The sequence below is a fragment of the Lysinibacillus antri genome, assembly GCF_003977595.1.
Classification (GTDB): domain Bacteria; phylum Bacillota; class Bacilli; order Bacillales_A; family Planococcaceae; genus Ureibacillus; species Ureibacillus antri.
This window is the reverse complement of record NZ_RYYR01000028.1, coordinates 1-20,057: the sequence shown is the minus strand read 5'-3', so window position 1 is coordinate 20,057 and position 20,057 is coordinate 1. Positions and strand designations below refer to the sequence as shown.

The 20,057-nt window shown below is 35.5% G+C and carries 20 protein-coding genes; 12 read left to right on the top strand and 8 right to left on the bottom strand.

The annotated features are described in order from the left end of the window. Window positions 1-199: 199 nt before the first annotated feature. On the top strand, window positions 200-745 hold the full coding sequence (locus EK386_RS16035; protein ID WP_158674450.1) for a TVP38/TMEM64 family protein: 546 nt from the start codon (window positions 200-202) through the stop codon (window positions 743-745). Between the two features lie 327 nt (window positions 746-1,072). On the opposite strand, the gene spoIIP is transcribed toward EK386_RS16035, so the two are convergent. Beyond that, the gene (gene spoIIP / locus EK386_RS16030; protein ID WP_126660194.1) at window positions 1,073-2,113 is read right to left on the bottom strand and encodes a stage II sporulation protein P; all 1,041 of its coding nucleotides are present in this window, start codon (window positions 2,111-2,113) and stop codon (window positions 1,073-1,075) included. 136 nt (window positions 2,114-2,249) lie between these two features. Between spoIIP and EK386_RS16025 the strand changes: the two genes are divergently transcribed. Beyond that, a complete protein-coding gene (locus EK386_RS16025) occupies window positions 2,250-3,779 on the top strand; it encodes a multicopper oxidase family protein (RefSeq protein ID WP_126660193.1) in 1,530 nt (509 codons plus the stop codon). Window positions 3,780-3,845: 66 nt separating this feature from the next. Here the strand turns inward: EK386_RS16025 and EK386_RS16020 are convergent, their stop codons facing one another. Beyond that, on the bottom strand, window positions 3,846-4,367 hold the full coding sequence (locus EK386_RS16020) for a PCYCGC motif-containing (lipo)protein (protein WP_126660192.1): 522 nt from the start codon (window positions 4,365-4,367) through the stop codon (window positions 3,846-3,848). 360 nt (window positions 4,368-4,727) lie between these two features. Between EK386_RS16020 and EK386_RS16015 the strand changes: the two genes are divergently transcribed. The 5 genes from EK386_RS16015 to EK386_RS15995 all read left to right on the top strand — a co-directional run bounded on the left by EK386_RS16015 (window position 4,728) and on the right by EK386_RS15995 (window position 7,996). Next, window positions 4,728-5,285: a cupin domain-containing protein gene (locus tag EK386_RS16015; RefSeq protein ID WP_126660191.1), complete on the top strand. Its 558-nt coding sequence runs from the start codon at window positions 4,728-4,730 to the stop codon at window positions 5,283-5,285. Between the two features lie 258 nt (window positions 5,286-5,543). Then, window positions 5,544-6,209 (top strand): copper amine oxidase N-terminal domain-containing protein, encoded by a 666-nt coding sequence (locus EK386_RS16010; protein ID WP_126660190.1) that lies wholly within the window; start codon window positions 5,544-5,546, stop codon window positions 6,207-6,209. 35 nt (window positions 6,210-6,244) lie between these two features. Further along, on the top strand, window positions 6,245-6,505 hold the full coding sequence (locus EK386_RS16005) for a hypothetical protein (RefSeq protein WP_126660189.1): 261 nt from the start codon (window positions 6,245-6,247) through the stop codon (window positions 6,503-6,505). 35 nt (window positions 6,506-6,540) lie between these two features. After that, window positions 6,541-7,449: an FAD:protein FMN transferase gene (locus tag EK386_RS16000; protein ID WP_126660188.1), complete on the top strand. Its 909-nt coding sequence runs from the start codon at window positions 6,541-6,543 to the stop codon at window positions 7,447-7,449. Next, window positions 7,439-7,996 (top strand): ferric reductase-like transmembrane domain-containing protein, encoded by a 558-nt coding sequence (locus EK386_RS15995; RefSeq protein WP_126660187.1) that lies wholly within the window; start codon window positions 7,439-7,441, stop codon window positions 7,994-7,996. Before EK386_RS16000 ends, EK386_RS15995 begins: the two co-directional genes overlap by 11 nt. A gap of 545 nt (window positions 7,997-8,541) precedes the next feature. Here the strand turns inward: EK386_RS15995 and EK386_RS15990 are convergent. From EK386_RS15990 to EK386_RS15980, 3 genes are all read right to left on the bottom strand, one after another. Then, the gene (locus EK386_RS15990) at window positions 8,542-9,795 is read right to left on the bottom strand and encodes a sensor histidine kinase (RefSeq protein WP_126660186.1); all 1,254 of its coding nucleotides are present in this window, start codon (window positions 9,793-9,795) and stop codon (window positions 8,542-8,544) included. Then, window positions 9,788-10,465: a response regulator transcription factor gene (locus EK386_RS15985; RefSeq protein WP_126660185.1), complete on the bottom strand. Its 678-nt coding sequence runs from the start codon at window positions 10,463-10,465 to the stop codon at window positions 9,788-9,790. The genes EK386_RS15990 and EK386_RS15985 overlap by 8 nt, the downstream gene beginning before the upstream one ends. 164 nt (window positions 10,466-10,629) lie before the next feature. Continuing rightward, window positions 10,630-10,968 (bottom strand): DUF4363 family protein, encoded by a 339-nt coding sequence (locus EK386_RS15980; protein WP_158674449.1) that lies wholly within the window; start codon window positions 10,966-10,968, stop codon window positions 10,630-10,632. A gap of 95 nt (window positions 10,969-11,063) precedes the next feature. On the opposite strand from EK386_RS15980, the gene EK386_RS15975 reads away from it, so the two are divergent. Both EK386_RS15975 and EK386_RS15970 read left to right on the top strand, forming a co-directional pair. Next, complete coding sequence (locus EK386_RS15975; RefSeq protein WP_126660183.1) at window positions 11,064-11,771, top strand: DUF421 domain-containing protein; 708 nt, start codon at window positions 11,064-11,066, stop codon at window positions 11,769-11,771. A gap of 113 nt (window positions 11,772-11,884) precedes the next feature. Then, complete coding sequence (locus tag EK386_RS15970) at window positions 11,885-13,468, top strand: alkaline phosphatase family protein (protein WP_439331242.1); 1,584 nt, start codon at window positions 11,885-11,887, stop codon at window positions 13,466-13,468. A 79-nt stretch (window positions 13,469-13,547) separates the two neighbouring features. Here EK386_RS15970 and EK386_RS15965 read toward each other — a convergent pair whose 3' ends face one another. Further along, window positions 13,548-13,814 carry a hypothetical protein gene (locus tag EK386_RS15965; RefSeq protein WP_126660181.1) on the bottom strand — a complete coding sequence of 89 codons (267 nt, stop codon included), beginning with the start codon at window positions 13,812-13,814 and terminating at the stop codon, window positions 13,548-13,550. Window positions 13,815-14,044: 230 nt separating this feature from the next. Then, window positions 14,045-15,322, bottom strand: a complete 1,278-nt coding sequence (locus EK386_RS20605; protein ID WP_126660180.1) for a L,D-transpeptidase family protein — start codon at window positions 15,320-15,322, stop codon at window positions 14,045-14,047. 208 nt (window positions 15,323-15,530) lie between these two features. Between EK386_RS20605 and EK386_RS15955 the strand changes: the two genes are divergently transcribed. Both EK386_RS15955 and EK386_RS15950 read left to right on the top strand, forming a co-directional pair. Beyond that, complete coding sequence (locus tag EK386_RS15955; RefSeq protein ID WP_126660179.1) at window positions 15,531-16,109, top strand: Crp/Fnr family transcriptional regulator; 579 nt, start codon at window positions 15,531-15,533, stop codon at window positions 16,107-16,109. A gap of 85 nt (window positions 16,110-16,194) precedes the next feature. Then, window positions 16,195-17,163 (top strand): NAD(P)-dependent alcohol dehydrogenase, encoded by a 969-nt coding sequence (locus EK386_RS15950; protein WP_126660178.1) that lies wholly within the window; start codon window positions 16,195-16,197, stop codon window positions 17,161-17,163. Window positions 17,164-17,260: 97 nt separating this feature from the next. On the opposite strand, the gene EK386_RS15945 is transcribed toward EK386_RS15950, so the two are convergent. Then, window positions 17,261-18,127: an amidase gene (locus EK386_RS15945; protein WP_126660177.1), complete on the bottom strand. Its 867-nt coding sequence runs from the start codon at window positions 18,125-18,127 to the stop codon at window positions 17,261-17,263. Between the two features lie 504 nt (window positions 18,128-18,631). On the opposite strand from EK386_RS15945, the gene uvsE reads away from it, so the two are divergent. Beyond that, window positions 18,632-19,585: a UV DNA damage repair endonuclease UvsE gene (gene uvsE, locus EK386_RS15940; protein WP_126660176.1), complete on the top strand. Its 954-nt coding sequence runs from the start codon at window positions 18,632-18,634 to the stop codon at window positions 19,583-19,585. The last annotated feature ends 472 nt before the right edge of the window (window positions 19,586-20,057 follow it).

Genomic DNA, 20,057 nt, shown 5'->3' with positions numbered 1-20,057 from the left:
ATTGCACAGTAATTAAATAGTAAGAGTTTGGAACAATATGTTTTGTTTTTTTAATTAAATCCTTTATTCCTCGAACCCATTCTTGAGTTCGATATAACCAAGAAACAAGGGGGTTTTTTAGATTTCTTAGAATGATAACTTTTTCGTTCGCTTGAATTGATATATAAAGATAAAACTAATTAATAGAATGAGATGGATTATGACAGAAACTTTTCTAAATGTACTTGAACATGCAGGCTTATTTGCACTAATAATTAGTATAACTGTTAATGTACTTGTAAGTATTATTGGTGTATTACCAAGTGTATTTATAACAGCAGCCAATCTTTTATTTTTTGGTTTATATAATGGGTTAATAGTTTCGATAATAGGAGAAGGACTAGGAGCAATTGTTAGTTTTGTGTTATATCGGAAAGGATTAAAAAGTTGGAGATTTAAGGATTTCCAACATCCAGTAATGTTTAAACTAAACGATTTAGAAGGATATAAAGCATTTTGGATTATTCTTAGTTTAAGAATTCTCCCATTTGTTCCATCAGGTGTAATAACGTTAGGGAGTGCGTTTTCCAAAGTCTCTTTAAGTTTATTTGCAATCGCTAGTACTTTAGGGAAAATCCCTTCACTAATTATAGAAGCGGGTGCAATTTATGGCTTCATGCAAGTGGAGTTAAGGTGGAAAATTGTAATTATTATATCAATGATTTTCTTTCTAATATATTGGATAAAAAATAAAAGAGTCTCTTAAAAGTAGAGGTTTTTGTAAGATGAATAAGTAAAGAAAAAAGTGCACTTGTTTTACAGGAGGTCACTGAAAAAAGTAGTTGTTAATAATTTTTTATAGTAAAAATATACTATTCTATTTTGGAAGTGGGATTCACGAAGACTCCTACTCAGAAAAGCTTGAGCTGAAGACCCCGCAGGAGCTTGCGACGAGGAAGCTGAAGCCAAGCCCGTGGAAAGCGAAGTGAATCCCACTTCATAATAAGAAGCAAATAATTACTATAACTTTTTATAAGGATTTAGTTTTTCAGTGGCCTCGTTTTACAGGGTGCACTTTTTCATTTATCCGAAATTAATTTGAGATTGTTTTAGTATCAGATAAAACTTTATTTTCTATAGGTGGCTCTTGTATAACGGTGGAAACCGCTTTGGAAAGTACTGATATGGTACGATTAATCTCATCTTGCGTGTTTTCTATTCCTCCAAGTTCAATCAATACCATGTTTTTAGATAAATCTTGATTATAAATACCGTCTACATGATTACCCTTTTTCCCAATAACACCTCGAGATATTCCAGGTACCAATTCGTTCAATTTAGTTGAGATTTTATCAGCTAATACTTTATTTGAGGAATAATTCGGATTATCTTCGCCTACTACAAAATAAAGTTTTCCAAAAGTCTCATTGTTGTAATTTAATGTGGAAATATCTCTCTTTGCGGAATCTCTGTGTAAATCAATTATAATATCATAGTTACTTTTTTTAATTTGTTCAACAAGATATGGACGAACAACGACATATGCCTCTGAAAAATTGCGATTAGTTTTTTTCATTTCAGTCATTGTATCGACTCCAAGGAATTCAGTATTAATAGAGTTAAGTTCAAAATGATTTTTAATAACACCTTCAAATTCCATAATGTTTGAATTTGCATGATAAACGGGTGTTTTCCCATTTTCGCTTTTTACCATCGGAATAAAAGCTTCATGTGAGTGAGTGAAAAGCACTAAAGCTTTACTAGGTTCAGTTTGTTTAACAGTAGGTTGTTCAAGTTGTTTAGTATCATCTTGCTCTGGGTTAATTTCATCCTGTTCTGCAACCGTGTCTTGTTTGAGGTTATCCTTATCCTGTTGTGTAGCCACGTCTTTTTCGAGGTTAACTTTATTCTGTTCTGCAACTATGTCTTGTTTGAAGTTATCTTTATCCTCTTCTAGAACCACGTTTTGTTCGGGGTTACTCGGTTCTACAACCATTTGTTCTAGTTTACTTTCATACTGTTCTGCAACGATAGTCTTTTCTTGATTAACCTTACTAGTAAAATTCGCTACAATCATTGGTAATACAAATAATAGTAGAATATATCCCCAAAAAACTTGTGCTTTATATTTCATGAATTATTCACCTCGAAAAACTATATGCTAGAGGTAAATCTATTATTAAAATTTAAAAATAGAATCTTGAACTCCATAATTTCTCCATATTTATTTGTTACAGTTTAATTGTAATGAAGCACAAGGGGGAAATAGAATGAAGTCTAAACTATTCGTTACTACCTTACTAGTTGGTAGTGTTATTTTAGGTGGTTGTAGTGCAAGTAATTCACAATCTGGAAAACATGAAACGATGGATCATTCGAATATGACAGATGAAGAAACGACAAATATGGAAGGCATGGATCATTCAAATATGTCTCATGACGAGATGATGAATATGGAAAACGGTCATGCGAGCCATACAAATCCATTACCATTAAATGATTCAACAGGTGACAATGAATTAGCGCTACCACCGTTACTTGAACCTAAACATGGGGTTGTAGACATTACAGCTCAACAAGGGAAAACAGAAATATTTGAAGGTGTGGAAACGGAAACATACGGCTACAATGGGTCATTTTTAGGGCCAGTTATTCGAGTAAATGAAGGACAAACCGTAACATTTAGAACTAAAAATAATTTAGCCGAGCCAACGACTTTCCATTGGCATGGTGTAGAGATTTCAGGTGAAGGTGATGGGGGTCCACATCAAATTTTACAACCAGGCGCATCTCATGATGTAAAATTTACGGTTAATCAAGGTGCTTCAACACTATGGTTTCATCCTCATCCAGAAGGTGCCACGGCTGAACAAGTATATAAAGGGTTAGCTGGATTAATTTATGTTGAAGATGAAAACTCTAAAAAACTTGGATTACCAAGTAAATATGGTGAAAATGACTTCCCTCTAGTATTCCAAGATAGAGTGTTTACTGAAGAAAAACAATTTGATTACCAAGCTGTACGGAATGAAGATGGTACAATCGGGGATACGTTATTAGTAAATGGTACATTCAATCCAAAGCTTACAATAGGAAAAGAAAAAGTACGACTACGTTTATTAAATGGATCGAATGCGCGGAATTATACATTTAAATTAAATACAGGTGATAAATTCCAACAAGTAGCAACTGATGGTGGATTCTTAAATAAACCAATTACAATGAGTGAAATCACATTAACACCTGGCGAGAGAGCAGAAATTATTGTTGATTTTTCAAAGTATGATGCAGATCATAATATTGCACTTGTGAATGAAGAAAATACAATTTTATTACCATTTCATATTGATGATCAAAAAACGAGTTCAATCGAGATTTCAGATAGTTTAAATGATTTTGCTGTTACAGATGAAGAGAGAAACCTACCTGTAACGAAAAAACTTGAACTTTTTGGAATGGGGCCTATGGTATCTATCAATGGGAAACAATTTGATATGAACCGAATTGATTTCACTCAAAAACAAGGTGAGACGGAGATTTGGGAAATTTACAACAAGCCTGATATGATGGGTGGTATGATCCATCCATTCCATATTCATGGGACACAATTTAAGATTGTTTCAATTGATGGAAAAGAACCACCTGCAAACTTACAGGGCTGGAAGGATACAGTCTCAATTGAACCTAGTCAAACTGTTAAATTAGCTGTGAAATTTAATAACAAAGGTATCTATATGTTCCACTGTCATGTACTTGAACATGAAGAAAACGGAATGATGGGGCAAATCGAGGTTAAATAATTTATAAAAAAAGGCCTTCCGGAAAAATTTCGGAAGGCCCTTTTAATTTAAACGACAATAATAACATTAAGCGGGCATTTCTGTTGGAGTAGGTGCAGCATAGCCATCTATATATTTTGTATCAATGGCATTTCGAATTTCTTTTATAGACTTTCCATCTTGGTAAAGTCGAACAGATTCAATCGCAATTTGTAAACAAGCGAGGCAGCGCGTACCGTGGTCATCCCAAACAATTGAACCATCTTCGCGAGTTTCAGCAATAAAACAATTTAGGTTACTACGATGTCCTGCTGATTCGCCACAACCACAATAACATGGAATCCACTGCAATAGATCGGTTGCTTGTCCTGCTGCTGCATAAACAAGACGAATTTCCTCAGATTGAGTATCTAAAAACTTTGGTAGTTCTTTAGCTGAAGCAGTTAATTCTTGAAGATCCCCTGATAAATGATTATGTGATGTGTGATTTCCTTCTTCAGTTTTTTTATTTTCCACTTGTTTCTCACTTCCTTGTTGATCTTCTGTAGCGCTACAAGCAGACAGAGCGAGAATAATCGCAGCGAAAAGGGGGAGTAATATTTTTTTCATTTTCAAACCTCCATAAATAATAATGTTTTCATAAGTGAACAATGATTGTAACTACGACTATGATACATGTAAGAGACAATGTAGCATGAATGGTTTTTCAATTTGGATCGGTTTAGTTTCTCACAAGTCCACATAACTAGATTAAGTATAAGTGGAAAGTATGCATTTTTCATGGAGGATGTAAAAAAATAATAAAGTCCTGCAATTTGAGAGCCCAATTCATGTCTTATCAACAACAAAATTCACTTTTTAAAGCGGAACATGTTTTGATGTGATCCAAATCTTGTAAATATATTGAATGGCGTTTTTAAGACATTCGCATAAGATAATACGATGAATCTATGAAGGGAATGAACTAAAGTGTATTATCTTCCTTATGGGTATCCATATCCAAACGTTCATTATGTGAATGCACCAATGTATGATTACGGTAGAATGCCGAATTACTGGCAGTATCCTAATGGAGCAATTCAAGCAAATCCATTAGATTATTATCACGGTATGAATGGCAATGGAAGCGGAATGTTAAAGGATGCTGGAGCAAATCCATTTGTTATCAACATTAACGAAGCTACAAAGCAAAACAATACGTATCGTACAGCTTTATGGACTGGAAATCACTTGCAGTTGACATTGATGAGTTTGAATCCTGGAGAAGATATTGGATTAGAAATGCATCCGAATGTCGATCAATTTTTACGTATCGAACAGGGGCAAGGCATTACTCAGATGGGAAAAAGTAAAGAGTCTTTAAACTTTAAAAGAAATGTATCTGATGATTGGGCTATCTTTATCCCTGCTGGAACATGGCATAACTTAACAAACACAGGTAATATTCCACTAAAACTTTATTCCATCTATGCACCGCCTAACCATCCATTTGGTACAGTTCACCCTACGAAGGCAGATGCTAAATAGGGAAACGGTCATAAAAATGGAAATACCGTAATTTCTGGCAAGATACCAGATGAATGGGAACGAACAGGGAAATCTAAACTTCTTCAACAAAGTAAAAACATGTAGAAACGTAATGGATATAATCAAATTTCTCAATTTACCTCTGAGAGATTTGATTTTTTTATGTTTTCATTTAATAAAATAGCAACTCGTCATCAAATTTCAGTTATTTATCATTTTCCCTTTATACAATGTGTACAAATGAAGGGAGTTGTTTAAATGGATTTTAAAAAAATTGCTCTATCTGCCACTACATTACTATTAGTTGGAACACTTTCAAATGGATTATTAGTAAAAGCGGATGATGACGAAGACGATGATGAACATAAATTTCATGAGGAATACCATGATGATGATAAGTACGAGTATGAAGACGATGATGAGGAATACGAGTACGAATATGAAGAAGATGATGAATATGAATATGATAATTACACAGATCCAACCGTTTCCACACAAGATACATGGAATATCTGGACAAGAACAATGATGGTTCAGAAAGGGGAATTACCTTTCAATGAATCAAAAAACGTTACATTAACAGTAGAAAATGAAAATAATCCACTATCTTTTTATGTTATTCCGAGAGACAGAGAGTTTTTTGTTCCAGGAAAAGCAGTTGCTGAAACTTTAGGAGCAAAGGCTACTGTTTATAATACGAGCAAAATATTAGAAGTTACTACTGATAATACGGAAATGATCTTACGAGCAGATAAAAATGTTGCTTATGATAATAATTTAAAAACACCTTTACCATCTGTCGCATTTTATATGAATAACGATATTTATATTCCAATCAGTGTGATTACAAATGCCTTAGGATATTCAGTGGAATGGCAGGCAGAAAATAATACATTCATTTGTCGACCATTAACATCGAACTAAAGAATTGATGAGATAAAAATTAGGAGGTGTTTCGCTTGAAAGATCAAAAGAAAGCGAAATGGATATTAGGAAGCTCGGGTGTAATTTTTTGTGCATTAATCTTGTCTCAATTTAATGATGAGACAGAAGCGGATAATACTGATGTCGCTGTACCAGCATTTACTCAACAACAAGAGGAAAATATGACAGAACGAGAAAAAGAGTTAGTCGCTTTAGATTGGACAAATTTTGAAATTGTCACAATGAATCCACAACAAACAATGGTGAAAAGCGATCGGAAAACGAGAAGATCTTAATTGTTTTCGTCAATATGAACGAGGAGCTGAACGAGTTGGACACCCTTTCACTTCATGTGATGAATACCGACTATTTTATAGGTGTTCCCAAAGGTACTTTAAGGGACTGGAAAAATCCTATAGAAAAATGGCTGCAATATGTAGCAAAGGAATGGTCTAGATTTCAAGCAGGCAATGAGTTAGATCGGTTAAATCAATTAAAACAAGGGGAAATAATCAAGCTTTCGCCTATTCTTTATGATTGTATTAAGAAAGCAAACGACTACTATATCCAAACACAAGGATTGTTTTCCCCTTATTTAAAAAATCAATTAGAGCAACATGGATACACGGAATCATTCCCTTTTAGTAATTCTAAAAAAAGACAGCTGCTACATACAGTAAACGAACAATCGCCTATTCTCCTTTTAAATAATGAATTCATTTTAAAAACAGGCGAACAGCAAATTGATTTAGGTGGTTTTGCAAAAGGATATGTTGTTGAAAAGATTGCACAATGGTTACAACATGAAACAGCAGCTGAATATGGAATTATAGATGGTGGTGGGGATATGCAATTTTGGTCGAAATGTGAAAAAGAATGGACAATTGGAATCGCCCATCCGTATAAAGAACAGGAAGAAATAAGTTATATCAAACTAAAAAATGGGGCTATTGCAACGTCAAATCGGGTCTATAGATCTTGGAAGCAAGGGGAAGAAACAAAACATCATTTATTGAATGGACAAACAGGGGAGGTTGCGAAAACTGACATAGTCCAAGCAACTGTTGTAACGAATTCTTTAAGTGATGCGGAAGTAATCGCAAAACTTTGCTTTTTAATGAGAGAAGTTGAATTGCAATGCTGGCTAGAAAAAAATGGTATTTCATGTGCTCAATTTATTATAGAAGAGAATGACACTAAATATTGGATCAAAGGAGGAGAAAAGCAATATGTCCATTAGTACGTGGGAATGGATTCGTTTATTAGGTTTTGTTTCCTATTTTTATTTTACTGTTTCCATTATCTTTGGTTTGCTAAGAAAATCATCTACTGTAAAGTCGCATAAAAATTTACTATTTCAAATTCATCAAAGTGCTGGATGGTTTGGCTTCGTAGCAGTAATCGCCCATATGCTATTGCTAATAGTAGATCAGTATGAACCGTATCGCATTGCAGAACTGCTCATTCCTTTTGCTTCAGATTATCAACCAGTTTTATCAGGCCTTGGTACAATCTCGTTTTATCTATTTTTAATCGTTTTCTTAACATCTGATATTTGGATACGTAAAATAGGTTTTACTATTTGGAAAAAGGTGCATTTGGCTGTATTACCAGCATGGATCTTATCATTAGTACACGGTGTGTTCATAGGTACAGACTCAGAAAATGTGTATATTCTATTATTCTATTGGTGTACAGTTATTCTAGTGGTCATAATCTTCTTAATAAGACACATTAGTGAGCATGATAAGAAAAAAGAAAAGGCAATGAAAGTAAAGCCTAATTGAAATTCAAAAATTTTCGAGGTGTCATTAGACATAAGAAGATTTGAATATTTATCCCGCATTAACGGGCAGTAAGACTCCCACCTCAAGACTTAAGTAAAACGAAAAGGATAGGTGGGAGATCAACTGCCCGTAAAAGCCCGATTGGTTCAACTAACAATCAGTGGGGGATGTGGAAAACCCCCACTGATTGAAGTTTCACTTTATTAAAAAATCTACTTATGTCCTTTTAGCTTTTGGAGCATGTTGATTTCCGCTACGGTGGATGCTTTTGAGTGCAGAAAGAATTTTGCTGTTCCCACGCATAGTCGCCACCTTCGTTTCAATCAATAAGTTACTTATAATAAAACAACAGTAGTATAACCTAAATGAAGAAAGCGCGGCCTACCACAAAGCACTAAGACAAGTCGTAAAGACACGTGCAACGTGGCTTTGCGGCTTGTGTGCTTAGTCCGCTCACTACGCTACTTTTTTCGAAACTCTGTTAGTATATAGTAATTGAGCGAATTTTTATCATTTCTAAATCTACTATTACAATTTATAAGCACTTAGACAGCCTCTTTATTTTTTGAAAAAGGAAACTCGATACAAAAGGATGTTCCTTTTCCTAATTCACTCTGTACTTGTATCGTACCGCCATGTTCTTCAACGATCGCTTTGGCAATGGAAAGACCTAACCCTGTACCATCTCTTTTTCGTGCAAGATCACTCCGATAAAAACGATCGAAAATAAGGGGCAAATCCTCTTTTGAAATACCAATCCCTGTATCTTCTATAAAGACTTTAATGGCTGTGTCTGTTGTTGCTAGTTTCATGATGATAGAGCCTTGCTGAGTGTATTGGGAGGCATTTTCTAATAAAATATAAATTAATTCATTTATGCTTTTTGAATCACCCGTCAATTGAACATTTTTTTCAATTTCTGAATGAAATGTTATTGTTTTTGGTAAAGTTCTTTCAAATTTTCCACTAATATTTTCAAGCATTTCAGATAAAAAAATACTTTCTTTTTTAATTTCTAAACGATTTTGATCATGGCGTGCTAGGAACAACATCTTCTCTAAAAGGTCTTTCATTAACTCCGCTTCTTCTTTTAAATCAGAAACTAACTCTTTTCCAAATGAACTTAAATTATCTATTTCGTCTGCTTCTAAAATATCCAGTGAACTATAGAAAATACTTAAGGGAGTACGTAACTCATGGGAAGCATCTGAAACAAACTTCTTCTGTTTTTCAAAAGATTGTTGAATCGGAATCATCGCTTTTCCGGCCATAAAATAACTAACCAACCCAAGGAGTATAGTAAAAACACATGTTAAGATAATAAATAGCCAAATCATTTTTTGAAAAAAGTGATGCTGTGAAGTAACCATTTTGCCTAAGATAATATAGCCAGAATCCTGTTCACCGATAATAGGTTTTGATAAAAGAAGAAAATGATTGTTTTTCCATTCTGTACGTTTGATCAACGGTTGTGAAATATCCTCAGACTGAAAGATTTTTTCAATTTCTTGATAGAAACCTTTCACTGTTTCATCACCGTGCACAAATTTATGGTCCTGTGTATAAACATAATAAAAATACGTGCGATTTGGAGCATATTTAATTTTTTTATCTTGCTCATCTAAATGTTCAAAAAAGTCATGTTGTTCCTCGGTATAGTATGTTTCAAGTTCCTCTAGTTGTTGATGCTCCATTAATTGAACAAGAGCAAAATATAGAATAATAATAAAGCCGACGAAGAATAGGAAAAAACAAATAGCATAAAAAGAGGATAGTTTTTTTCGTGTTTGATTAAACATTCGGTTCACGCACTTTATAACCGATGCCTCTAACATTTTCAATGATTGATTTCTCATGACCGTCATCGATTTTTTTGCGTACAAGTTTGACTAATGCATCTAAGTTGTTATTTGTCGTGTCGTGGTCATACCCCCAAACATGTGAGCAAATTTGTTCTCTTGTAAGGACAATTCCTTTATTAATAAAAAGATATTCTAATAAAAGAAATTCATTTCTTGTTAAGGCTATTTTATTCCCTCCATGAATTAGTGTACGTGAATCTAGGTGTAGTATTAGGTTCCCGATTTGAATAACTTGTTCAAAAGCTTTTTCTTTTCTTCGTAAAATGGCGCGTATTCTAGCTAACAGTTCGTCCATTTTGAAAGGCTTGACTAAATAATCATCAGCACCGGCATCTAGCCCTTTAATGATGTCAGAACTATCATCTCTTGCGGTTAACATGAGTATACCCCCTGAAAAACCACGTTCTCTTACTTCGAGGCACACGTCAATTCCACTTAATTCCGGCATCATCCAATCCAAAATAAGAAGATCGTATTGCTCAAAAAGTGTATAGTCTAATGCGTCTTGTCCATTTTCAACCGAATCTACTTGATGATTTTCCTTTTGTATAATATGGACGATGTTTTTTCGTAATCGATTGTCGTCTTCTGCAATTAAAATTTTCAAAATGTCCCCACCTTTAAATGTGTTGATTAGTCATTATAAGAAACTAAGATGAAAAAACTCTGAAAAAATAACCTTTTTACAAGTATAATGGATGAATTAATTAAAAGAGTGGTAATAACTTGAAATTTCTATGCAAAATCATACAAAGTTTAACAAGTAGATACTTATAATGAATAAATATCATCTAAATACGTCTTGATTGTTGAAAGTTCAAGTTTTGTTTCCGTTAAGTCTTTCTCTTCAATAGCAACGAGTAAATTATTAATGCTTTCCTGGAGGCTTTCATATTCATCTTCATCCCCCAATAATTGTATTTTCCATTCATTTTGCTTATGCAGTTGCTTTAACTCATCACCAAGTGACTGGATTTGCTCCCAATTAGGTTCATTTACAATTTGTTCGATTGAATGAATTTTCTCAGACATTTCATATTCTCCATTCATTTTTGAGCATGCACTTAAAAAAATCGAAAGGAGCAGTAGAAGACCCCATTTTTTCATCATCTCTTCATCCTCCATTTATTTGAATAGTTATGTTAATTTTAACCAATAATATAAAAAACTTACTCAACTCCACTAAAAATATGGAGGAATTTATAGTGCCGGATTTTATATTAATTTTAATTCGTTCTACAATTGCGTTTATTTTATTGTTAGTGTTGACTAGGATTATGGGGAAAAAACAGCTTTCTCAACTTACATTTTTTGATTACGTAGTAGGAATTACAATAGGCTCTATTGCCGCAACAATGTCTGTCGATAAAAATATTCAAATATCCAATGGAATTGTTTCCTTAGCTATTTGGGGGATCTTCCCGATTTTGCTAGGTTTTCTTGGTTTGAAATCGAGAAAATTTTTACAAATAACAGATGGTAGACCTTCTATTTTAATTAAAAATGGTGAAGTGTTGGAAGAAAGCATGAAGAAAAATCAAATTGCCATCGATGAATTGATGATGCTACTGAGAGAAAAAGGCATATTTAAAGTGGATGATATTGAAATCGCAATATTAGAAACGAATGGAGAACTGAGCGTGATGAAAAAATCAGATCTCGAACCAATTACGCCTCGTTTACTTGGCATGAAATTAACACTTGAACATGCTCCGACTCTCTTAGTTGTTGATGGTCACATATTAAACAAAAATATGTCGACTTTAGGATATTCAAAAAAGTGGTTGATGCAGGAAATTCAAAAGCAAGGTGCCCAATCATTAAAGGATGTATTTCTTGCTCAAGTAGATTCTAAAGGGAATTTGTTTGTTGATTTATATCAAGATCACAATAATAGAGAAGGAAAGAATTAAATAGTTACCAAGGATGTTCATAAAACAGTAGTATCAATTGAAACATCTACTCTAATTTTTGTATAATGACACATTACTTATCACCATACTAATTCTAATTAATTAGAAGATGGGTGACTCTTTTGAAACGAAAACTATTACTAGGTTTGATTATATTACTTATTGTTTGTGCTGGAATTGCATTAGGAATGTCCATGTCACCAACAAAAAAAGTAAATGAAATAGTATTAGACAAAACAACAAAACCAGTTATTTTAATTACCGTTGATTCATTAATGAGTGAGCCATTACAAAAAGCAATTGAAGAAGGAAAAGCCCCTGCATTTTCATTTTTAATAAACAATGGAAAACTATATCCTGAGTTTATTAGCTCTTATCCAACGATGTCTGTAGCCATTGATAGTACGTTACTAACGGGGACTTATCCAAATCAACATAAAATACCGGGATTGATCTGGTTTAAGACGGATGAAAATCGCATGATTAGCTATGGCAGTGGCATTCGTGAAATAGTGAATAATGGTGTGAGGCACGTTGCACTGGATAGTATTGTACATTTGAATAAAAATCATTTAAGTGATGAGGTTCAAACCATTCATGAAGAGCTAGCAAACCGTCAAATCTCATCGGCTTCAATTAATGGTCTTTTATACCGAGGAAGTGTTCAACATCAGTTGAATGTGCCCAAACTCATTTCAATGGTCAATCTGTTACCAAATGAAATCGAGATAAATGGTCCAACATTACTTTCGCTGGGTGCGTTATCTCAATATAATCCAAAGAATGATCGTCATAAATTTGTATGGAACCGTATGGGAGTCAATAATAAATTCACGGCAAATGAGTTAAGCTATTTCATTAAACAAAATAAGTTGCCAGCCTTTACATTTGCGTATCTACCCGATGCGGATCAATCGATACACAAACATGGACCGGATGATTTAAAGGGAATAGAAAAAGCTGATGCAGCGTTACAGGACATGCTGAATAACTACTCTTCTTGGGAGGAAGCTATCCAAGAGGTAACGTGGATTGTACTGGGGGATAGTGGCCAATCATTCGTGAAAAAAGAAAAGGAAACGGCTTTAATTGATTTAAATGACTTACTAAAGAACTATACGTTTTGGGAAGGCAAAAAAAGGAATGCCCAGCTTGCTATCGCGATTAATGAGCGTATGGCGTACATTTACGTAAATGATAAACAAGTAGAATTATCAGAAGTTGTGAATATTTTAAAAGAAGATGAGCGTATTGCTTTTATTGCCTGGAAAGATGAGCAAATGAACTATGTTGTAAGTCCCAAAAGTGAGGAAGCATTAACATTTTCGCCAAATGGTCCGTATGTTGATGAGTATGGGCAATCGTGGGTTATCGATGGGGATAGTTCCATTTTAGATTTAACAATTAATGGCGAAAAACGTATTCACTATCAAAATTATCCTGATGCCCTTGCTAGGCTGTATGGAGCGCTTTATTCACAAGAAGGACGCTTTATTATTGTCGATGCCAAGCCAGATTATGAATTCATTGAAGAACATAGTCATGATCATGCAGGAGGGGGAGCGCATGGTTCACTACACAAAATAGACTCGATTGTTCCGCTTATTATTGCAGGAACAGATCAATTTCCTGAATATAATCGACTTGTTGATATAAAAACATTGGTTCTTCAACTAGTGGGGGCTCATACGCAATGAGTCACCCATTTTTTTATGAAGTATGATAAGAAAAAAGGGAGAAGTTGAGAGTGAAGTTTTGATACGAATATGTAAAAGATTAAATGCTCTTAGTTCTAAGCAGTTTCTTAATCTGTTTTATTTCTCTAGATAGGTCATCAATTTGTTTTTGCAGGTCACTATTATTGTTGGAATCGTTCTGTGAACTTTGTTGTGCTTCCTGTAAAGCAAGTGCAGCAGCAACTGTAGCAAGCCCATCTCCTAGCGTTGTTATTAATGCTGCAATAAGAGCAAGTTGTGCAGATTGGCTTTCAGTATTTTGATTTGAGTTATTTTGATTAAAGGTATTTTGATGATTATTCCTCAATTTACGTACCCCCCAATTATAGATTTGTATGTATAATATTCAATAAAATTTATTGTGAATGGGTTTAAGAGAGGGAAAGTGGGTACTGAGATAAATCCGATATTCAAAGAAAAATACTCCATCTAGTGTGATTTTTCAAAGTTGAAGGATCTCGTTTATAGAATGAAATAATACGTAAAAATAAGCCGTATATTCCGATAAAAAAATCGAAGTATACGGTTATTATTCACTTATTCTACTACCTCAGTTTCTTCAATTGGAGATAGTTCATCGTTATGTGCTTCCTCTTCAACAATTTCTGGCAGTCTCATCACTAAATGCTTTGTTGCTGAATCGTATTGGAGAGTACCAGCAAATGCATCGGCTATTGTTATTGCCGGCACATAGAAATGTCCATCAACGATTACTGCTGCTTTTGGTAAAGTAATGTTCTCCCCATTGAGCGTACCTTGTTTTTTATTAGAAGTTACAACTAGTGTTGTCTCGTCATATGAAATCGTTAGTGTTGAATTCTTTCCATCATATTGAGGTGTTACCCCTAAGGAAGAGAGAATGGCGTTAACTTGTACGAGGGAAATAGCTCCTTCAATAAACCCACCTTTTTTCACCATTTGCCCATTAATTGTCACATCAATTATTGCTCTAGTGGGTGGTTTAGGTGAGATCAGTGAAACGATTCGATTTTTGTTATCCCACTTCACTTCGATACCTAGCGCCTCACTAATAAAACGTGTTGGTACATAGGTTCTATTCTTTTGTAAGAGTGGAGGCACATCAAGAGCATGTGTTTGGTCATTAATAATGGCCTGTTTCGAATTGATTGTTAACTTGATCGTATCCCATTTTTTTGTAGCCGTAATTGTTCCTGTAGAAGAATCCCAATGTACATCTGCTCCGAGGGCTGTAAAAATTGAACGCATCGGAACTAACACACGATTGTTCTGGATGAATGGTTCCGAATCGACTTTTATTTCCTTCCCATCGAGCATAATCTTAATAGGTGGTGTAAGTTGATAGCCGGATGCTTTGGCAATGTCATTAAAGGATTTTGATGAATTCACGATTTTTACATTCGTCCCTACCTCGACTTGGTCAAAAAGCCAGCGTACATCTTCATTATGCATGCGAATACAACCACCACTTACATATTTACCAATTGAATCCTCATTATTATTCCCATGAATGGCATAGGTCGTCCCATATGTACCGCGTGCATTCAGCCCAAGCCAACGATCGCCTAATGGATTGTTGGGGCTACCACCAGGAATACCACCTGAATAATAAGGACGATTTTTGATTTTATTCACGATTGGGAAAGTCCCTTCAGGTGTTAAGTTATCTTTTTTTCCTGTTCCAACAGGGAAGGTTTTGACCAATTCCCCATGATCGTAGAATGCTAGTTGATTAGTTGCCTTATTAACAATAATAAGTTGGTTTTCTTCTGCTGAAGCAGCATGTGGAAGCAATAACATAACAATCATCACGAATAGAAAGCCCACTTTTTTCATAATTTTTACACCCCTTTTCTATTTCTTTATACTAATTTCGATTTCAAGATGTGAGATTCCTATCAATATATGGAAATTAATATCGATTTAAAATAGAAAAGGAGATTTATTGCCATGGAGATTTTTTGAATTGGGGAAATTAACATACTGATACGAACAGAAATGCTATTATGGTTTTAAATAATGCCAACAAGATAGGAGACTGTACTTGAAAGAGATACTCATGAAATATATGACTAGACATACATCGCTAAGTCAGGCAGAGCAGCAGTCTATTTTAGAAGAACTAATAGTACAGAGGTTTAAAAAGGGGACCTACCTAATCAAACAGGGCGATTCGCCAACGAAGAAATGCTTTTTTGTATTGAAGGGGTGTGTCAGACAATATCATATAGAGGATGATGGAAAAGAGGTTACGACTAATTTTTATACAGAAGAGCAACCTATACTATTATTTAATTTTGAGGAACCAGAAGCGCAAACATCTGAACATTCGTTAATTTGTGTAGAAGAATGTCTATTGGTTGTTGCGGACCTTGAATCCGAACAAGAAATGTATCAACAATATTCAGAACTTGAAACAATGACCCGTCGTATGATGGAAACCTACCTAAGTCATGCTCAAAATGATTTCGCAAAATTTGTCCGTGCATCCCCGGAAGAACGATATAAGACGATTATCCGAAATCGACCAGATCTCCCTACGCGTATTCCCCAGCATCAATTGGCAAGCTACCTTGGTATCACACCAGAGTCATTAAGTAGAATTAAAAAGCGAATTCAATAAATATTTCTCTCATCTTAACTTAAGTCAATGCACCATCCTTGTTATTCAACTACTCTGTATAAAAAGATAGAGGAGGGGGATAAAGATGAAGGCAATCATCTCTGAAAAATATGGTTCACCTGATTTACTTAAACTAAGGGAGGTCATAACGCCTACACCTAAGAAAAACCAAGTATTAGTAAGAGTTCATGCATCATCGATTAATTTTGGAAATCTTGTTTTACTCACGGGGAATCCACTTCCAGCACGATTAGCGTTTGGTCTGAGGAAGCCGAAATACGTAATTCCTGGAGGGGACATGGCAGGGATAGTAGAGGCCAAGGGTGAGGATGTTACACAATTTCAAGTCGGCGATGAGGTGTACGGAGACTTATCGAGTAGCGGATGGGGAACTTTTGCGGAGTATGTAGTGGTAGACGAAAACCAAATAGCATTGAAACCTAGTAATCTATCCTTTTCTGAAGCTGCTGCTGTTCCCATGGCAGCCAGTACAGCACTACAAGCATTGCGAGACAAAGGAAAGATTCAAGCGGGGCAGGAAGTTTTGATACATGGTGCTTCTGGCGGTGTGGGAACATTTGCTGTGCAGATCGCGAAAGCTTTTGGTGCAAAGGTGACAGCTGTAGTAAGTACGCAAAATGTAAATATTGCAAGATCCCTTGGTGCGGACCATGTCATCGATTATAAAATGGAAAACTTCCAAAACCTTGAACAGACCTATGACTTGATTGTCGGTGTTAATGGTTCGCAATCCATTGCTACTTATAAAAGGAAACTAAAAGACAATGGGGCATTTATTCATGTTGGTGGCGCGAATCGTCAAATGTACCAAACCATGATGCGTGGACCATGGTTATCGATATTCGGGAAAAAGAAGTTCATCACATTTTTGCAAAGGCACAATCAAAAAGATTTAGTTTGCCTAAAAGAGCTAATTGAAGAAGGGAAAGTAAGGCCAGTCATTGATCGAAGCTATGCTTTAAGTGAGATCTCAGAAGCATTCCGATACTTTGAAAAAGGACATTCGAAGGGGAAAGTTGTTATTACAATTTAATATGTTTTATTTTTTAACTATTATTGACAGATTACCACTCAACTTAAATAGATTCAAAAAAGGGAGGAATCTCACAAGTCTATGAGATCCCTCCTTTCTATTTTCCTAACGTCATCCAACTATCAACATGATGAATTGCTTCTCCACTATGATAATTATTTTTTTGATAAAACTCTTTGACTTGAAGAAGTACACGGTTCATAGAGCGTTCGCCTTCTTGATAAAACGTGACGTCATCTCCTTCGTGGGAATCAATTGTTTCAACCGCGATGGTGATAGGCGTTTTCCACTTTAGTGAATAGAACATTTCTAATTTCGTTTGATTGATGATTTGTCTACCACTATCGATATACGCCATAATTGTGACACCATCCATTTTTCGAATGATCCACTCTGCTAAATTCCCTCCACCAAAGCCGTTTTTATACGTCACTTCATCGTACCAAAATGGAATATCTGCCTCTAGCGGAAGCCCTAGTTGATTGGCACTCGTTTTGGCACGTGTTAATAATATTTGGAAGGATGTAATAGCTGCTTTGCGATTAGTTGTCCATTGCTTTGCTAAATATGGTTCAACATCCAGATGCACACCTGCAAATGAAGCGGTAGAATGTGTTTGTTGATAGGTGGAAAGCCACTGAAAAAGATTATCTTGGGATTTATAACCACCCTTTAGTATCCAATTTGGCGCGCCGTCCAATGCAAACACCGTAATATTTGCTTCATTTGCCTTTTCAATAAAACGTTTATATACATCTTGTGATACTTCTTCATCAATTTGAAGATACACTTTTGTGACTTGTTTTTCGTTCAAAAAATCAATTATTTTTGTTTCATTTGTAACGAGTTCCCAAGGATTCCATATCCATGTTGCCCGGTCAAATTCTTTCGCAGAGGCTTCATTCATATGACTAAAGAATAACAATATGATTGCGAAAAGCCCAGTTGTCAGTATTCTTCTCATGCTTTCTCCCGATTCTCTCTATATGTTGTTTATTGTTATCATAACACGTCATACTCATCTTCTAACATTAAATTTTTTATGGGATTAAGATCTTGCAACATTAGTAATTTTAGGCTATTTCCTACTCGCAGCATAATGAAACATAATCCGGTTAATCTAATATTGGCTCCTGTTCTTTATTTAATGTCTGCAAGTAGGAAAGGTATATTCATCTATCCGGGCAATAAGTAAAGATGCATTAGCCCAATTGAAAAACGGAGGCGACTATCATGGTAAAAGACTCACATGCACCAAAGAAAAAAACAAATGATGCAAAGCCTAAAATACCGAATGAACAAAGAAGAGGTAAAGGCAAATCGAATTCTCGAAACACGAATAATTAATGTGTTCTTAAGCAAGGCGTGAATTGTGCGCTTTGCTTTTTTCTTGTAGTGGAATGGGATGCGTATGAAATTTGCCAAATCACAAACACTACATCCATCTAAAGTTAGGTGGGGTGAAACGATGATACTAAGGTTTGGATACGTTTCAACGGCGCTTTCGTTGTGGGAGGCTTCTCCTTCCCGGACGATGACTTTTACGAATTGGAAAAAACAAAATAGTATAGATCGCAAGGACAAGCTCTATCATCTTACTGAACAAAATTTGAAAAACACCATTCGAATTTTACATTACAATATTGCACATGGCATTGATTTATATCGCATGTCCTCATCACTAGTCCCCCTTGCCACACATCCAGAGGTTAAATGGGATTTTGTGACGCCTTTTTATGAAGTGTTTAAAGAAATTGGAACATTGGTACATAACAATAATTTGCGAGTCAGCTTTCATCCCAATCAGTTCACGTTGTTTACTAGTCCCCAGGAGCATATTACAGCGAATGCCATTATTGATATGACCTATCATTATGAGATGCTTGAAGCAATGGGATTACATAAGGACGCCAATATTAATATCCATGTGGGTGGAGCGTATGGGAATAAACAGGAGGCAATTAAGCGATTCAATGAGAATTTTCCAAAGCTCGAGCAAGCAATTCGATTTCAAACAACTCTTGAAAATGATGATAAAACGTATACGGCGAAAGAAACGTTGGAAGTTTGTGAAGAGCAAGGAGTACCATTCGTTTTTGATTACCATCATCACTGGGTAAATCCAGGAGAAGAGCAGTTTGAGGAATTACTGCCTCGAATATTTGCTACATGGGAACGAACAGGAAAGGCACCTAAATTTCATTTATCTTCTCCAAAATCAGAAAAACTAATACGAGCCCATGCGGATTATGTTAATTTGGAATTTGCATTACCGTTTATTAAAGCATTAAAGGCATTTGGCAGATCGGCGGATATTATGATCGAAGCTAAAGCAAAGGACAAAGCAGCTTTAAAACTTGTGGAAGAGCTAGGGAAGTTAAGAGGGTTTAAACGGGTAGATGGTGGGGCGATTGAGATTTAGGTATTCTTTAGAAGATAAGCTTGATGAAGGACAAAAGTGAGGAGACCGAGTTTGAGAGCGGATAGTCGAGTTTGAGAGCGGATAGTCGAGTTTGAGAGCGGATAGCCGAGTTTGAGAGCGGATAGCCGAGTTTGAGAGCGGATAGCCGAGTTTGAGAGCGGATAGTTGGGTTTGAGAGCGGATAGTCGAGTTTGAGAGCGGATAAGCCGAGTTTGAGAGCGGATAGCCGAGTTTGAGAGCGGATAGGCCGGGTTTGAGAGCGAATGGCCGAGTTTGAGAGCGAATGACCTGAGAAAATCAGTAGAACTGGTTTTCATCTTCTAAATAAAGAACAAAACTTAAAAGAAAACGGTAAGCCCCCAATCAAACAACGCATAGTAACACGCAGCACCTCCCGGTACTATAAATGTATCAATTAAAGGAGGTGCTTTCTTATGCCACAACAAAAATTAGCTATTGTCCCCGTAACACT

Bases quoted from the DNA above. Each gene is read 5' to 3' on its own strand.
- EK386_RS16035 (WP_158674450.1), top strand. From the start codon at position 200: ATGACAGAAACTTTTCTAAATGTACTTGAACATGCAGGCTTATTTGCA.
- spoIIP (WP_126660194.1), bottom strand. From the start codon at position 2,113: ATGAAATATAAAGCACAAGTTTTTTGGGGATATATTCTACTATTATTT.
- EK386_RS16025 (WP_126660193.1), top strand. From the start codon at position 2,250: ATGAAGTCTAAACTATTCGTTACTACCTTACTAGTTGGTAGTGTTATT.
- EK386_RS16020 (WP_126660192.1), bottom strand. From the start codon at position 4,367: ATGAAAAAAATATTACTCCCCCTTTTCGCTGCGATTATTCTCGCTCTG.
- EK386_RS16010 (WP_126660190.1), top strand. From the start codon at position 5,544: ATGGATTTTAAAAAAATTGCTCTATCTGCCACTACATTACTATTAGTT.
- EK386_RS15995 (WP_126660187.1), top strand. From the start codon at position 7,439: ATGTCCATTAGTACGTGGGAATGGATTCGTTTATTAGGTTTTGTTTCC.
- EK386_RS15990 (WP_126660186.1), bottom strand. From the start codon at position 9,795: ATGTTTAATCAAACACGAAAAAAACTATCCTCTTTTTATGCTATTTGT.
- EK386_RS15980 (WP_158674449.1), bottom strand. From the start codon at position 10,968: ATGATGAAAAAATGGGGTCTTCTACTGCTCCTTTCGATTTTTTTAAGT.
- EK386_RS20605 (WP_126660180.1), bottom strand. From the start codon at position 15,322: ATGAAAAAAGTGGGCTTTCTATTCGTGATGATTGTTATGTTATTGCTT.
- EK386_RS15950 (WP_126660178.1), top strand. From the start codon at position 16,195: ATGAAGGCAATCATCTCTGAAAAATATGGTTCACCTGATTTACTTAAA.
- EK386_RS15945 (WP_126660177.1), bottom strand. From the start codon at position 18,127: ATGAGAAGAATACTGACAACTGGGCTTTTCGCAATCATATTGTTATTC.
- uvsE (WP_126660176.1), top strand. From the start codon at position 18,632: ATGATACTAAGGTTTGGATACGTTTCAACGGCGCTTTCGTTGTGGGAG.